13 protein-coding genes are annotated in these 14,678 nt (G+C 50.9%); 6 read left to right on the forward strand and 7 right to left on the reverse strand.

Going from position 1 to position 14,678, the window contains the following annotated elements; all coding sequences use genetic code 11:
* Positions 1 to 6: 6 nt before the first annotated feature.
* From fliF to Q0478_RS03305, 3 genes are read right to left on the reverse strand one after another with little or no spacing between them, the layout of a single operon-like run.
* Complete coding sequence (gene fliF / locus Q0478_RS03295) at positions 7 to 1,749, reverse strand: flagellar basal-body MS-ring/collar protein FliF (protein WP_298676186.1); 1,743 nt, start codon at positions 1,747 to 1,749, stop codon at positions 7 to 9.
* A gap of 42 nt (positions 1,750 to 1,791) precedes the next feature.
* Positions 1,792 to 2,106 (reverse strand): flagellar hook-basal body complex protein FliE, encoded by a 315-nt coding sequence (gene fliE / locus Q0478_RS03300; protein ID WP_298676188.1) that lies wholly within the window; start codon positions 2,104 to 2,106, stop codon positions 1,792 to 1,794.
* A 13-nt stretch (positions 2,107 to 2,119) separates the two neighbouring features.
* Entirely contained in the window at positions 2,120 to 3,274 is a 1,155-nt protein-coding gene (locus tag Q0478_RS03305) for a sigma 54-interacting transcriptional regulator (protein WP_298676189.1), read from the reverse strand.
* A 273-nt stretch (positions 3,275 to 3,547) separates the two neighbouring features.
* Between Q0478_RS03305 and Q0478_RS03310 the strand changes: the two genes are divergently transcribed.
* The 5 genes from Q0478_RS03310 (at position 3,548) to Q0478_RS03330 (ending at position 6,041) form a co-directional block, all read left to right on the forward strand.
* The gene (locus tag Q0478_RS03310; RefSeq protein ID WP_298676191.1) at positions 3,548 to 4,090 is read left to right on the forward strand and encodes a flagellar basal body-associated FliL family protein; all 543 of its coding nucleotides are present in this window, start codon (positions 3,548 to 3,550) and stop codon (positions 4,088 to 4,090) included.
* A gap of 74 nt (positions 4,091 to 4,164) precedes the next feature.
* On the forward strand, positions 4,165 to 4,335 hold the full coding sequence (locus tag Q0478_RS03315; RefSeq protein WP_298676193.1) for a hypothetical protein: 171 nt from the start codon (positions 4,165 to 4,167) through the stop codon (positions 4,333 to 4,335).
* Positions 4,336 to 4,413: 78 nt separating this feature from the next.
* Positions 4,414 to 4,785, forward strand: a complete 372-nt coding sequence (locus Q0478_RS03320) for a flagellar protein FliS (RefSeq protein WP_298676195.1) — start codon at positions 4,414 to 4,416, stop codon at positions 4,783 to 4,785.
* A 56-nt stretch (positions 4,786 to 4,841) separates the two neighbouring features.
* The gene (locus Q0478_RS03325; RefSeq protein WP_298676197.1) at positions 4,842 to 5,330 is read left to right on the forward strand and encodes a hypothetical protein; all 489 of its coding nucleotides are present in this window, start codon (positions 4,842 to 4,844) and stop codon (positions 5,328 to 5,330) included.
* 471 nt (positions 5,331 to 5,801) lie between these two features.
* Entirely contained in the window at positions 5,802 to 6,041 is a 240-nt protein-coding gene (locus tag Q0478_RS03330; RefSeq protein ID WP_298676199.1) for a hypothetical protein, read from the forward strand.
* Positions 6,042 to 6,068: 27 nt separating this feature from the next.
* On the opposite strand, the gene Q0478_RS03335 is transcribed toward Q0478_RS03330, so the two are convergent.
* Positions 6,069 to 6,884 carry a flagellar hook-basal body protein gene (locus tag Q0478_RS03335; protein ID WP_298676201.1) on the reverse strand — a complete coding sequence of 272 codons (816 nt, stop codon included), beginning with the start codon at positions 6,882 to 6,884 and terminating at the stop codon, positions 6,069 to 6,071.
* Positions 6,885 to 7,007: 123 nt separating this feature from the next.
* Between Q0478_RS03335 and Q0478_RS03340 the strand changes: the two genes are divergently transcribed.
* Positions 7,008 to 8,726 carry a chloride channel protein gene (locus Q0478_RS03340; RefSeq protein WP_298676270.1) on the forward strand — a complete coding sequence of 573 codons (1,719 nt, stop codon included), beginning with the start codon at positions 7,008 to 7,010 and terminating at the stop codon, positions 8,724 to 8,726.
* A 39-nt stretch (positions 8,727 to 8,765) separates the two neighbouring features.
* Here Q0478_RS03340 and flgL read toward each other — a convergent pair whose 3' ends face one another.
* From flgL to Q0478_RS03355, 3 genes are read right to left on the reverse strand one after another with little or no spacing between them, the layout of a single operon-like run.
* Entirely contained in the window at positions 8,766 to 10,055 is a 1,290-nt protein-coding gene (gene flgL / locus Q0478_RS03345; protein WP_298676202.1) for a flagellar hook-associated protein FlgL, read from the reverse strand.
* 15 nt (positions 10,056 to 10,070) lie between these two features.
* The gene (flgK, locus tag Q0478_RS03350; RefSeq protein WP_298676204.1) at positions 10,071 to 14,321 is read right to left on the reverse strand and encodes a flagellar hook-associated protein FlgK; all 4,251 of its coding nucleotides are present in this window, start codon (positions 14,319 to 14,321) and stop codon (positions 10,071 to 10,073) included.
* Between the two features lie 2 nt (positions 14,322 to 14,323).
* Positions 14,324 to 14,665 (reverse strand): rod-binding protein, encoded by a 342-nt coding sequence (locus tag Q0478_RS03355; protein ID WP_298676271.1) that lies wholly within the window; start codon positions 14,663 to 14,665, stop codon positions 14,324 to 14,326.
* Positions 14,666 to 14,678: the final 13 nt, after the last annotated feature.

Here is a 14,678-nt window from a genome sequence, read left to right on the forward strand (position 1 = left end):
TTAGGGTTAACCCAAAACATCCATTTCCTTTTTCATCATCTGCTTGAATACATTCGAAACACGCCCCGCTTCATCGGATACGATCATCCGAATAATCGCAACTTTGTCATCATAGGTATTGGCGGTGTCGAGCATTTCCATGGATATGTTGGCCTTTTTAGGCTTCAGCTTCGCTTTGATATCCTCCAAGGTTTCACCGGCGTTGACTTCGACGGACTCAAGCGCCGCTGCATCTTCGTCAGAAAGACCGCCACGCGCGACCATCTCTCCTCCAGCAGGGACCAGAAGGCGGTTCAGCAGAGGCCGGATCACGCCCAAGGAAACCACTGCAAGCATCAAAATCATGCCCACCTGCTTGGCCAAACCCTCAACCCACTCAGCCTCATACCAATCAACTTCAATCCCCTCCAGTTCCTCGATGAAGGGTTGTGATTTAACGGTGAGAACGTCTCCGCGATCCGCTTGCAAACCGATCGCACTCGCCACCAAGTTCTCAATATCGGCAAGAACACTGGCATCAACAGGCCGCACAACCATTTCACCAGTTTCCGGATCTTTGACTTTTTGATCCCGCACCAGCAACGCCGCATTGATACGGACAATGGTGTTTGTTGGCTGCTGGGTGGTCTGAACCTTGCGGCTAACTTCGTAATTTCGAACCTGGCTTGAGGACTCACTTTGCACGCCGTTTTTGTCGCTCATGCCAGCAGCCTGCGAACCATCGGTAATCAGCTCCGCTTCGGTGGGGGCCGTGTTGGACAATGCACCGGGGATTCCGATGGCTGCGCTTTTTGATGTTACATCCAATGTGCTTTGCTCGCTACGCAACGCATTTCCCTCAGGATCGACGCTTTCCTCAGTCACTTCACGCCGCGTAAAATCAAAATCGATGTTCACGCGCGCAGTTGCGTTGCCAGGCCCAACAATGGGTGTGACGAGGCTTTCGATGCGCGAGCGGTAGATGTTTTCTAGGCGCATACGATACTGCAGCTGGTTGTCTGTCAAAATCGAAGACGGATCATCAGGCGCCTTAGATAAGAGGCGTCCACTTTGATCAACAACAGTGACGTTGTCTTTTGCCAGGCTCGGAACGGAAGCAGCTACCAGGTTGATGATTGCAGCCACTTGGTTCTCATCCATTGCGCGTCCACGGTCCAACTGCAAAAACACGGACGCCGTGGGCGGCATTTGTTCGCGCACAAAGACAGATTTTTCAGGCAATGCCAAATGAACCCGAGCCGAGCGCACCGCAGAAATCTCAGTGATGGAACGCGCCAGCTCGACTTCCTGCGCTTGCTTGAGACGCATGGTCTCGACCGAGCGAGATGTTCCCATCGGGATATTTCCCAAAGTATCATAGCCGTCCGGCACAGACTGTGGAAGACCGAGTGCCGCCAGCTGTATCCGCGAGCTGTGATAATCCGCTGCAGGAACCATCACTTCCCCCGTTGTCGGGTCAAGCGTGACATCCACACCGGCGTTCGTGAGTGCGTCGACAATGCGTGACTTCTCGGCTTCAGGGAGAGATGCATAAAGCGTCGTGCGTTCAGGTTTTTGCATTATTGCAAAAACAATCAGGCAAATTGCGATTGCCAAAACAGCAATCAAAGTCGGAAAGGCCCGCTGAAAGCTGGGTTGCTGGGTCACATTCCGAATTGTAGCAAGCATATTTCCTGAGGCAGGCACCAAACTGTTCCCGCCAGAATTTACTGCTGTCGTCCTATCGAGAGTTTGTGTGTTCGTGGCCATATCGCAACGCGTCCTTATTTACATTCACCGCAAGAGAACAACTCAAACGGGCATGTTCATGATATCCTTGTAGGCGCTCAAAGCCTTATTTCTAACATTGAGAGTAAGCTGAAAACCCAGTGAGGAAACCTGTTGGCTCACCATGACCTTTGACAAATCCTGCTCAAGGCCAAGCTCGAAATCTCGCGCAAGCTTTGATGCTTCACCCTGAGCTGAAGCAACATCTTGCAACCCGTCTGAGAGCCTTTCTGAGAAGCTCGGGCCAGCTTGTTCTGTGCCTAGCGTCTCATGAGCCTTTTTCAGGCTTTGCAGATGGGTCTGGTCAACTTGATACTTCAATCCGCCAATTTGTGTCATCGCTCTAACCCCCTCAACTGCTCAAGCGGCTCAGCGCCGGATGTGGGTTTGTCGGGCTGGGCATGACATGGGGAATTCGTGCGCCATCAATGATGATGTCTTCTGCTTGAATCATCCCATCAACTTGCAAAACAAGAGCGCGTTGGATCACGTTTTCAAGCTCTCTGACGTTCCCGGGCCATTCATGGCTGATTAGCAAAGAGCGCGCCTCAGCTGTTATCCAAGGAATTGCTTCAATCGACGAGGCATGCTTACGCAAGAGCCCAATAGCGAGTGGCAAAATATCAAGCGGGCGCGCGCTCAAAGCTTGCGTGCTCATTGGGAAGACGTTCAAACGATAAAAGAGATCTTCACGGAAGCGGTTTTCCTGAATTTCAAGCCGCATATCGCGGTTGGTTGTCGCTAAGACGCGCACATCAACTTCAATCTCCGCCTGTGCACCAAGCGGCGTCACCTTCCGTTCTTGTAAAACCCTTAATAACTTGGATTGCAAACCAAGGGGCATTTCCGAAATTTCGTCGAGCAAAAGGGTGCCTCTGTCAGCAGCCCTGAAAATGCCTTTGTTGGCAACAGACGCACCTGTGAACGCCCCTTTCTCGTGGCCAAAAAGCACCGCTTCCAGCATGTTTTCAGGGATAGCCGCACAGTTGATAGCAACAAAAGGTGCTTCGGCCCGATCAGACCGATCATGGATATAGCGCGCAAGAACCTCTTTCCCCGTCCCGGTTGGTCCGTTCACAAATACAGTGACGTCAGAGGTTGCGACACGGCTGGCCAAAGATAACATTTGCGAGGTCGCTGGATCAGCGGCTACCATCTTTGAGATATCCGCAGCCAGTATCTCGGCTGCAACGGTGAGCTCGAAACCCTCATCTTCAGGTAAGCTCACGCGCAACAGCTTGCCTCCAAGTGAACTTACAATGGAAAACTTGTCTGCACCAAATTTGAAAACAACGACACACTTTGGTTTTTGAGCTCGCGCAATGTTCAGAAGCGCTTGCTGCCCTCCGAGTACCTCTTCATAATCTGCTGAATATGCCCAAACAGCCCCAACAGAACCTTCAGCTGGAGCCTTTACGACCTCAGCGCTAATTTTCCGAATAGCCACACTGGCACATAACCTTTCGGCCTGTGGGAATTTGGCAGCTTCAATCAAAATAGAAGTCATAGCGCGTCTCCGAATTTCTCAGAACCAAAAGGCAATAACCGAGCCAACTTCCGGAGAACGCAAAATTATTCTCAAATATTTAACTCAAACATATGAAATAAATGCACAAAAACTGGATCAGTTCAGAAACAAGCTCAAAGCTTAATCAAAAAATTCTAATGTCAAAAAGTCGTCAAATCAGAATTTTCCACTTAGCCAGCCTTTCAAAAAAATGACACTGCGCCTAAAAATGCTAAAACAAAGGTCGTTGCTCTATTGGGGAGAATAATATCAATGCGCGCGCCAATAAAACTTGCAGCTCTATACGGCCTCCCGGCCGCGCTCACAATTGGCGCATTTTCCATCGGCCATTTAAGCATTAGCCCTGAGACAAGCCCCCTGAACCCGCCGAATGTCGAGGCAATCAACGAAGCAGCCTCTGAGCAAGACGCAGAAGAGCCCTCAGTAGATGACACTGAATTGGCAGAAGGCAACATACTTTCAGAGCCAGACTTTCAATACTACCCTTATCCTTCGACCGTTATTGGCAATATTCCTGGTAGCAACAAGTTATTCAGTTTTGAAATAGCGGTTTCCATATTTGAAACCCCTCTGAGCGCAAGCAACTTAATGTCCGCTCTGGAAGAACGAGAACCTCAGCTACGCCCTGTAATCCTCGATCAAACTGTTGATCTAACAGAAGAGGCATTGCTCTCCAAAGAAGGACGGAGCAACCTGGCTGAACTTATAAAGGCTTCAATAAACAACTCACTCATCCGCTGGGGGTATGAACCGTTCATTCACTCTGTGGAAATAACATCCTTTATCGTCACCTAACTCTTAAGGGCAAAAATCTGCCCCTTGGCACTAAAATTGCAGCTGTTTGGCAGGAAGCAAGGTTAGGGTCAGCAATGGAATTATTCAAAAACTTTACGCAGCGTGAAAGACAAACAGACGCTCAAATGAGCCAATTGAACGTCTACGTTGAAATTTGTCACTTTGACGAAGCAGGACACGAACAGGTCAAACTGACCGTTCCACTTGCCGAGTACTCAGCTGACAGGGAAGCTTTGAAAAGATAACTTTTGCTGTGCAAATAACTAAACAAGACGCCCCTTCAGACGTTATACTTTATAACAAATGAAGCTCGGGAGCGATCTATGAATTACGCGTTTGCACGAAATCAATATGCAAGATCAAAGCAAGCTGCATTGAGCAATATTTCTGATCCACATGAGATGATCTTGCTAACCTTACGCGAGCTCACGCGCAGCTTGGCTTTGCTTGATGCGCCAAATCTCGGGGCCGCTAAGCGCAAGAACCATTTTTCAAAAGCCTTCACTGCAATCTATATTTTGCAAACCAGCTTGGATTTTGAGGCCGGCAGTGAAATTGCTCAAAATCTTTTTAAAATATACGAGTATTGCCGGGACCAGCTATTACTGGCACTCAAGGGTAGCTCCGATCACGATCTGAAGAGCTGCATCACTATTGTAAATGACATAATTGACGCTTGGGAGCAGATAAAGTAATCCCGCTTCCTATATAGATCAACGCTTTGTGGCGGACGTGTCTTGGGGAGAAATAAATGCTTCGTTACTGTCCTATGTGGATTTACTCGGCCGTATGCTCGCTATCTGCCCAGCGTTATCTTTCCGAGAACTTGGGCTTGGAAGCCTATGCCGGCAAATACGCAAACGAATTATCTCTTCGATACGCTGATATCAGCAGCGATATGATACTGGACACATCTGAAAGTTATCTACGCCACCTGATGGACGCAGAAATCGAAAATGCCTCTGAAGTATTGGACGCGTTTGCTTTTAAACAACTAACCTATGAGGCAAACGGACTTCCGCGCAAAATTAGAAGCTTCTTCTCTTCAAGTCTCGATGGGCTTAAAGCACCGGAAATAAATATCGATACAGCCGATAAGGAATTCAAACCGTTCATTTACATGTTTCGTGCCAAACCTGAGCTTGCCCCACCAGCAGGCTGGAATTGGACAAAAATCGAGGATGGTGAATTTCTCCAAGATTTTCCCAACCTAGAGGTATCTTTTCTCGACGGGATCTGACTCCGAACGGCTTAGCACAACAAATCTACAGCAGATCCAAATCGTGGTGCATCTTGGAACATATTTGACAGCCGAGCCATCTTAGTCGCTGCCGAAGAATGTGCAAAGACAGGAGACATCAAGGCCTTGGCCAAGAGCGCATTCTCAGTTGAAATACCCGAGGGCGCCTGGCTAGGATGGTAAATCTGGATCTTAGATGCATCAGAGTTGTAAGCACGCGCAAGCTCCCGTTCGTCACCAACATTGACCGCTGGCAGCAAAGTTTCGGCCTTTGGCCGCATGCGATTGTCAGTTCTCGTCAGGCCAAAATCATTACTGCCAATCAGTCCAGCCGAGGTCGGCAATTGAGGCATATTTAAGGGTAGCAATCCCGCAACTCCAGTTTAGTTGCAGATTATCTAAAGTAAATTGTAACTTTTCTCCAGTAAATTTTTCTTGCTATCGAATGGCACATCATTGACTGGAGCACTCATGAAGCGTGAAAAACAAAAATCACCGATATGCCGTCAATGCATGATTATAAGATATTTTATATTTGCCGCTGGCTTGGGTATTCTCAGCATTCCCTTTGCAGGAGAGCGCTTTTCCCCCCTGTCAAACCTCACGGCTTGGCATTTTGTTTTTGTCATTTGGGGCATCGGGGTGATTGGGTTTCTTTTGAAGCTGGTGCTTGAAATGCGGCCAACGTCTGAGACTGAAACCGACGAATGAGCCTCGACGCCCCTGTTAAGGGTTTAATCATCGCGTCAACTTTTCAACGAGATCCGAATTGGCCTGAAGAACGCGCGCAGCCCCGCTAAACTGTTGTTGTGCACGGATCATTACAGTCATTTCTTGAGTAATATCAACGTTTGACCCCTCAAGAGCCCCTGCCTCGATCGACCCAAAGCCGTTCTGACCGCCGACCCCAATGAGCGGTTCTCCGGATTGACCAGACTGTGCGAAACGCGCGGACCCAACATTGCGCAAACCACCCAAGTTTGAGAAAGTGGCCAGTGCCAGTTGGCCAACCTCTTCAACATTTTTATTTCCATAAGTCACGGTCACAACACCGTCTGCACTCACTTCAAGTTGGCTCATGGTATCGCCTTCCTCAGACTTAAAAGGAACCTGAATCGTGGTTAGCGTAGCCCCAGCAGCTCCATCTTCCGATGCAACCACGCCACGCACAAATGAGCCATCTGACGCGCGCAAAAATCCGTCTTTGTCTAATGACATCTCTCCATTTCGCGTGAACAAATTTGAATCTGAAACCTCGCCTGCGGCATCAGGCGCGGAGGTGACGAACATGCCTTGGCCAACCAACGCCAGGTTAAGGGCGCCTGCGCGGTTTACAATTGTGCCTTGGCCATCGTTGCGCCTTGTGTCTGATATTGAGCTACCAAAACCTGTTGTTGTGCGAGCTACGGTATCAGGTGTTGCAGACCCATAGATATCAGTAAATGACACGTCGCTTTTCTTAAAACCTGTTGAGCCAGAGTTCGCGATATTGTTTGAAACAACCGCGATTTCATGCATAGCAGTTGCCATTCCCGCCCTGATAATTCCGTACATATGTGTCTCTCCTTGTTTAGATCTCGCAAGGAAACTGCATAAAGTGTGCCATGTGGAATAAATTGATTATTAGAAATATATTCCGAAAGGAGTTACCCTTTTGATAAAATAAAGCTGATCGTGATGAATATCGACCAAACAACAACAAAGCTTAAAAATAGCTACATTGTATCGACCTACGCGTCCTCGGCGTTTGGAGCTGTGATCGGGGTTATTGTTTCTATTGCCGCCGCTCTTTTTGTCCATATCGTTCGCTATTTTAGCGATCAAAACCATTTCTCGGACATAAAAGCCCTTAGCTACGGACCGATCACGCTAAACTTAACCACAGTCTTTTTGATTGCTTGTGCTGCCGTCGCAATTTTGGTTTTGCGGCGGTTGTTTAATGTCAACCGCTGGCATGGTCCGGCCGATACGATATACGCCGCACATCAAGATCTGGAACCCATCGATCTCAAAATGGGACTCGCCTCAACCTTGGCTGCACTTGTATCCGCTTGCGGGTCCGCTTCGGTTGGGCAATATGGTCCGCTCGTTCATTTTGGGGCTACCCTCGGCCTTGCGCTCAAACAAACATTATTCGTGCCAATGCGCTCCAATGTTGTGATTGGATGTGGTGTCGCTGCTGCAATTTCAGCCGGCTTTGACGCGCCGATTGCGGGGATCATCTTTGCTCATGAAGCAATCCTGAGGCATTTTTCAGCGCGCGCGATGGCGCCCATAGCAACAAGCGCGATAGTTGCGGCTGCGATGGTCAATTATGTTTTCCAACTCCCCAATCCCTTGTCATTGCGCAGCGAGGCCCCGCCCCTCCTTGAGGCTCTCTTGCCAGTCATTTTGTCAGCTGTGATATTCGGGTTTGTCGCGATACTGTTCATGCAGAGCTTGCGGTTTTTCATGTCCCTGAACAAACGGCTCGCGTTGCCGGCTTACAAGTCGCTCTTTATTGCCTCGCTTTGCGTTGTTCTCGTCGGGGCCTACATTCCCGAGACGCTTGGGCTCGGCACCCAGACACTGGGCGAGCTACTAAACGTTCCTCCAACGTTGGGATTTGCTTTGGCGCTCTTTGCGGGCAAGATATTCCTCACCAGCATTTGCCTTGGGTTTGGCTTCTTTGGTGGAGTCTTTTCACCTGCACTCTTTGTCGGTGCATCAGCAGGAGCAGTGCTCGGAAGCGCTTTTGTTTCTACTTCCCAAGGAGACCTAAGCACAGCATTAACCCTTGCAGGAATGGCCTCGGTTGCGGCCTGCGTGGTTGGCGCGCCTTTGGCGACAGTCTTTATTGTCCTTGAGTTGACCCTCTCATACGAGTTTACTTTGATTACACTCTTGGCTGTTGTGGTCAGCCAAGTGGTTTCTTCCAATATTTTTGGCCATTCGTTTTTTGACCGTCAACTGATTGACCGCGGAATAGATCTGCGCCAGGGCCGCAGCCAATTGTTGCTCACGCAAACAAAAATTGGCGCCTATGCAACATCAGATTTTGTCACAAGCCGATCAGAGCAATCTGTCAAACAGCTCCTCGACGCTCTCAGACGAAAAAACCATACTGAGGCATATTTTGTTTCAGATAGCGGTTTGTTTGTAGGCAAGCTCACAATCAATCAATTGTTGACAGCACCGCCAGATGCGGCTGTTGATGATCTGGTTGACCATGCCCCTCTGTTGTTGGAGGCAAATACATCCTTGCAACAGAGCATCGAAAAAGCCTCGTCATTTGTTGGCGAAAGCATCCCCGTGGTTTCATCTGAAACTGGTCATTTATTGGGTGTCGTCACCGAAGCCGATCTATTTTCCGCTTACCTTGAAATCCAAGAAACCATCAGAGATGTAGAGCGCTGAGCGCCCCGCGTTCTCGCTCAGATTAAAAGACAGTTCAGATCACCTGATCAGGTCAAAGAGGCTTTGTTGACCCACATTTGCAAAGACCTGGCGCAACGCATCACGATTGACCAACAGGCTTTGCAGCTGTGTTACAACAGCCGAAAGATCCGCGTCTTCAATGCCGGATAAAGTTTCCTCAACCATCAGTTCTTGTTGTGCCAGCATGTCAGATCTCAGTTCCGCAGTCGCAGAAAATGCGCCCACCTGTGCTTGGGTCAACGCCATGTGAGAAATAACTGCATCAAGGCCTGACAGGGATACATCAAGGGCACCATCTTTATCAACCAGCACCACGGATGAGCCTACGGCCTCGCCACTTACAATCTCCTGTACCAGGATCTGGTTGTCCGGCTTTGATTGCGCCCCCCGCACGGCACCTGTCTCAAACTGTGCAATACGAAATGGACGCTTTGACAAATCGCTCAGAACTATGCCGTTCCCGTCTTCAGAGGCTTCGGCAACCACACCTGTGTGTGCGCTTTCGGCGTTGATTGCCTCGATCATTGGCTGCATGGCCCCAGAAACCATAGTTACGGTGATATCAGCGCTGCCAGTAGCCCCCTCAATTCTGAGTGACTGCGGTTCAGGCTGCCGCCCAATGTCAAATGACAGCAGCGCGCCTTCGGCAGAGGTCACATTTACGTCGGTTTGATAGTGCGCTGACGTCTCCAAAGCTGTTTCAAACTCTCGCACAATATCAAAGACTGATTTTGGCCCCTGCGCTGTTTGGATGCGCATAAAGCTCGATGCCCCGTCTATGCCCGTTGAAATGCTGAGCGATGCCGAGACCGGCAGGCTGTGCATCCCATCATCTCCAGAATAAGACACCGAGCCGTCCAAGCCAATTTCAAAGGGGTCAGAATTGGTCATGTATCCACCAAACAATGCCTGACCCTGTGCATCTCGGCTGTTGCCCAAACCCACGAGGAACCGCTTATGTTCGGCAACCTCTTTTTGAATAGACAGCCGGTCTTGTGCATTCAGGGTGTCATTTGTAGCCTGAATCGCCAGTTCCTTGATACGGATCATAACGTTTTGAACCTGCCCAAGCGCAACATCCGTTTCTGACAAGCGATTTTCAATACGGGTCATATTCCCACGGTAGCGCGACAGACCAGCCTGCAAGTCTTTTGCAGCAGACAGCTTGGACATTTCGATAGGGTCGATAGACGGCTTGATCGGCTTCTTCCCCGAGGCAACCTGCTCCTGAAGCCCGTTCAACTGGTCAGACAATCGCCCCAAATTGGCAATCGTTTGCTCATTAAACATTTTGGTGCTGATGGTCATGGCCTAGCCCCTCTCTCAAATTGCGTTCATCAAGGTATCAAGAAGCTCTTTTGCCGTGCTCAAGACACGCGCGAGAGCCTGGTAGGCTTGTTGCTGCTCCAACAGCCGTGCGGCTTCGGTGTCCAGGTTCACACCTGAGAATTCTGACTCCATCTCAGCAGCAGCATCTCGCACAGCCAAGGACGATGCCGCCGCAATTGTGCTGGCCTGCACCTTCGCGCCTGCATCAGTGATCAAGACACTAAAACTTTGCGAAAACCCGCCTTTGCCACTCTGTAAATCAGTTGTTTGCAAACCAAGCAGTTTGGCCACATTGCGGCCGTCTCCTTCGCCGGCAGTATTGGGTGCAATACTAAAGCGATCGCCCGTTTTCACCGCACCGCTTATCACCAAGTCTACACCAGCCACGGAGAAGCGACCCGTTTCATCCAGATACCGGCTTGCGATGGAGTGCCCGCTTTCCCGGTCCAAAATTTCAATACGTCCAGACGCACCATCTTCAACAACGATATCAAGTGGCCGCTGCAACCCAACTTCAATATCAGACGTATCTCTCTCAAATTGAGCCGAAAGCCTGCGCGCCCCATCCCCGGTCAGAATAACAATCAGCTCTTCAGGCGGCAGGTTTTTCAAAGAAATACGTTCAGAAATCAAACCACCAGACGTCGCCTGCACATCAATCGCACTTTGGTCTAGCGCGCTTAAACGCAAGCCATCTTGATTGACCAAGATTTGATTTGGAGAGGTCACAAAGCCAAGCGCCCGGCCTCCTTCACTCGGAAGGATACGCAAGGCCCCAGCTGTTCCAGCCTCCGTGCGGCGAATGGTGATCTGAACTTCAGTGTCGGAAACGGAGTTCACAGACAGTGTTGTGCCCAAAGGCAAATCTGGGTTTTGTGCGATCTGAACAACGTCATTCTCGTCAAGAGTCAGCGAGATATCGTATTGTGTGTCATCAATCTCAAGCGACAGAACGTGAGGCTGGCTGCTCAACGTGTTTTGCAAAAACGAACGGCCCGTCAGAACTTCTAATTGCTGGTCCACTTCAAGGCCAAATGCGGTCATGGAAGCGGTGCTCGCATCGGACGAAACTCTCAAGGTCTGCCCGGTTTCAAAGCCTTGCGACGCACTGACAACAAGCTTGAAACTGTCGTCAAAACCAGCCGTTAACCGCTCCGCTTCAGGGCCCTCAACAACAACTTCGCCATCCACCATGCGCAGAACAAAACTTTGCTCTCCTAACTCTAAAGTTATGGTTTCGCCATCGCTGGGCAAACCATCAACATCAGAAAAACTGCGCCCGCTCAACACTGGCACAGGCGCCAAAGACCGCAGATCAGTTGCAAGCGCCTGAGCAATCGCCTGGGAGCTCAACTCATCCAGATCCGAGCTGAGAACCGAGGCAGATAAGCGCGCGCTTGATCCGTCCGTTTCAAGTGAAACCGAAAACGATGCCGCCGCGGCGCTTGCAAAGCTCCCATCGGGGCGGGCTTCGTTCCCGTCGATCCCTTCGATTGCCCTAAAGCTCAACTGCTGCCAACTGCCCGCAGGATCAGCTGCGCGGCTGATGAAGCCCTGATGAAGCGGATCGGCGGTGCTCGTTTTGGTGCCTCCAGCGCCACTCACCGTAAAGCTGCGCGCGGCAGACAGGCTCACCTCGCCACCAAAGCGCGCAAATTGATTTGCAGCTGTTCCAAGAAGGACGGGGCTATCGCTTCGCAGCTGGCCTTGCGCCCCAACAGCAAAAGCCTCAAAGCCCTCCCCCTCGACCACGATATCACTCAACAAAATATCGGAACCTGCTTCGTTGACCAATACCAGCTGGCCCAAATCAGAGGACAGATGCGCGGATATACCCGTGTTGCTGGTTTGTGCGTTTATCAGCTCAACCATGTCACTGAGATCGCCGGCGCGGGCGTAACCTTGGATGGCCACTGGGTCTTTGTTTTCCCCTGTTAGGCCAAAACTGACAATTCCCTCCGGTATCGCTTGCAACAAGACTCGTGTTTCGGCTTTTGCCCTGATCCCCAAATCTGAACTCAGCGTGTTGACTTGCTCTGCGATATAATCGGCCATAACCCCTTGAGGGATCTCAAGTTTGGTCTCTGGATCACTTCCAACGGCAATCGAAAGCGTTTGCGCCGGAGTAGCGACGCTTACCGGAAGAGAACTTCCAGCCCATACAGGAGGTGCAAACCCTTCCCCCGAAACTTTGAGACCATAGGCCCCACCCGGCGTTGCACGCGAAACCTCTGTTGATTGGAAACCCCCACTGCCCACCCCGTTCAAATGTTCAGCCCGATATTCAACCGTCTCTAGAAATCCATTCGCAGGGGTCAGATATCGCATCACCTCGCTGTCGCTGAGCGGCGTTCCGGCGATTTGACGCCCTTCACGGGTAAACACTTGAATTTGCGAACCGATGTCATTTTTTTGCGAAATGCTGCCTGTAACGGTTTCATCGGCTTGCAAGACGGCCGCGCTCAGTCCGGCAATTCCACTTGCAATCGACAGAACGCCCGCTTCACCACTTGCAAACAAGCCGAGATCCGCAAAGCTGGCCCCACTTGATGATTGCAAAATTCCAGCATTGAGCATGTCGGCCAACTCCGACAAGTTGACGTTGCTCTCAGTGCTGCGGCGCTCCGCAAAAGCCGCAGTATCAAACTGGTGGCTCACCTCATCAAGCGTCAGGGTTATACTGCTCAAGTTGGCAAATTGGGCGTCGGCCAAAGTAAACGACGCGAGATCTTGCCGCGTGAGCGAGAACAGATCCACCTCAGATACATCCGCCGGGATAACACCAATAACACCGTCCGAGCGGAACCGTGTTGCCGCCGCAATACCAATGTCGTTGGCGAGCAGCTGCGTGAGCATTGGAAGGTCGCTCGGCGCCTGTGCTGAAAATGCCTCAAACGCCAAATTCGCAGAGCCTGTGTTGCTGACATCGGAGGTTGTAAGAAGTGGGCCGGCCGCTGCGAACTCTTGCGGACGGGTCAACAAGAACTGCATATTTGCAGCCTTTCCACGCGACAATTCCAGCGCGAACGTGTCACCATCAGCCGGCTGTCCCACCAACGACACATTTAGACCCGCAAAAACAAATCCGTTTTGCCCCTGTGCGACCACATCACCTGCCTCATCGCGGCCTTGCCACATTGAGTTGGCAGAATTGTAAACGATTTCTAGCTCCACATCTTCTTCTGGCAAGGGCCCTACAGACGAGACATAGCCGGTTACCGACCCGAGGTTTGTCGCAGAGGGTTCAAGCATAAAGCTATCCAAACCGAACAGCGCCCCTCCCGTTTTTCCGTCAAGGCTGACACCTTCCGAATGCACAGAGTTCAGCTCGCTGGCCACTTTGCGTGCAAGAGCATCCAATTCTCGGGAAGTTTGCGAGACCGTCTCATATGCTGCGATCAAACCCGCTAATCCACCAGAGGTCATTTGCTGGGTCTGCAAGGCGCCCCCCCCGGCACCGATATACACATCGATCTGGCTGTCTTGCGCGATAACCGAGATTTGGCTGGCAGTTTTTCCCTCCAAGAGCACGGGGCCACTCCCAGTTGCTCCGAGTGTCAAAGTTGTATCACCGCGCACGTTGTATCGGGCCGAAACGCCTGCGTAGTCGGCAATCGCAGCAATAGACTTGTCACGTTGATCCATCAGGGCGTTGGAGGCCTTGCCACTCCCTCCGGCAGAAATAAGGCGCGCTTGGATATCCGCCAAACCAGCCAACTCGGTGTTTAAAGAGCCCACCATGTTGTCAACTTCGCTGGTGATTGCCGATTGAAAAGTTTGCAATGAACCAGAGAGCGACTGAAACGCTGATGCCAAAGAACGCCCCTGCTCCAGCGCGACAACGCGCCCAGAGAGATCACCTGGCGCTTGGGCGATACTGCTGATGCCGTTGAAGAACTCGTTTATTGAAAATGTCAGATCATAGTCTTCTGGCAGCAGGATGCTCTCAAGTGTCGTAAGCGCTTCTTTATACGACTCTGCTCTTTCGTAATCAGATGAGGTGTCTCGCGCGCGTGAGGCGATAAAGCTGTCAAAGGCTCGCGACACATCCGACACACGCACACCAAGACCAGCTTGGTCCGATATACTCAGTATTCCGCCTTGTGTTGCTGAAACCTCTTCCATGGAAGCTTCTCGGCGGCGATACCCTTCAGTGTTGAGATTGGCAATATTTTGGCCCGTGACACTAAGGGCTTTTCGATAGGCCTGAATCCCGCTGCTACCGATGTCAAACAAGCCAGCCATGACTATTCACCAGCCTTCGGAAGGCCGCGGCCTAGCTGTGTAACCATGGCATCTGCGATACCGAGGTTCATATTTCGGCTGCTGGCGCGCGCCATCTCAACATCCAACATTCCCTGAAATGTCTTCCCAGCCTCGGATGAAAACAGCCCTTCTGAAAGCTCTCCCGCGCGCGCTTGCTTCAAGAACTCGGTGAGGAAAAGAGCCTCATATTCTTTTGCAACGTCTGCAAGCTGCTCCCGTTGGCTTTGACCTTGATTTACCGATGTGCGGTTCCAAGCCGCAGTGCTACCAGCACTGCCGCTTTGATGCACAACCGTCGTCAGGTTCATTGAACTGCTGATCATCTCCCCCACATCA

It is taken from the genome of uncultured Lentibacter sp. (genome assembly GCF_937123735.1).
Classification (GTDB): domain Bacteria; phylum Pseudomonadota; class Alphaproteobacteria; order Rhodobacterales; family Rhodobacteraceae; genus Lentibacter.

Bases quoted from the DNA above. Each gene is read 5' to 3' on its own strand.
- Q0478_RS03355 (WP_298676271.1), bottom strand. From the start codon at position 14,665: ATGATCAGCAGTTCAATGAACCTGACGACGGTTGTGCATCAAAGCGGC.
- flgL (WP_298676202.1), bottom strand. From the start codon at position 10,055: ATGACCATCAGCACCAAAATGTTTAATGAGCAAACGATTGCCAATTTG.
- Q0478_RS03330 (WP_298676199.1), top strand. From the start codon at position 5,802: ATGAAGCGTGAAAAACAAAAATCACCGATATGCCGTCAATGCATGATT.
- Q0478_RS03340 (WP_298676270.1), top strand. From the start codon at position 7,008: ATGAATATCGACCAAACAACAACAAAGCTTAAAAATAGCTACATTGTA.
- Q0478_RS03320 (WP_298676195.1), top strand. From the start codon at position 4,414: ATGAATTACGCGTTTGCACGAAATCAATATGCAAGATCAAAGCAAGCT.
- fliE (WP_298676188.1), bottom strand. From the start codon at position 2,106: ATGACACAAATTGGCGGATTGAAGTATCAAGTTGACCAGACCCATCTG.
- fliF (WP_298676186.1), bottom strand. From the start codon at position 1,749: ATGGCCACGAACACACAAACTCTCGATAGGACGACAGCAGTAAATTCT.
- Q0478_RS03310 (WP_298676191.1), top strand. From the start codon at position 3,548: ATGCGCGCGCCAATAAAACTTGCAGCTCTATACGGCCTCCCGGCCGCG.
- Q0478_RS03305 (WP_298676189.1), bottom strand. From the start codon at position 3,274: ATGACTTCTATTTTGATTGAAGCTGCCAAATTCCCACAGGCCGAAAGG.
- Q0478_RS03335 (WP_298676201.1), bottom strand. From the start codon at position 6,884: ATGTACGGAATTATCAGGGCGGGAATGGCAACTGCTATGCATGAAATC.
- flgK (WP_298676204.1), bottom strand. From the start codon at position 14,321: ATGGCTGGCTTGTTTGACATCGGTAGCAGCGGGATTCAGGCCTATCGA.
- Q0478_RS03315 (WP_298676193.1), top strand. From the start codon at position 4,165: ATGGAATTATTCAAAAACTTTACGCAGCGTGAAAGACAAACAGACGCT.
- Q0478_RS03325 (WP_298676197.1), top strand. From the start codon at position 4,842: ATGCTTCGTTACTGTCCTATGTGGATTTACTCGGCCGTATGCTCGCTA.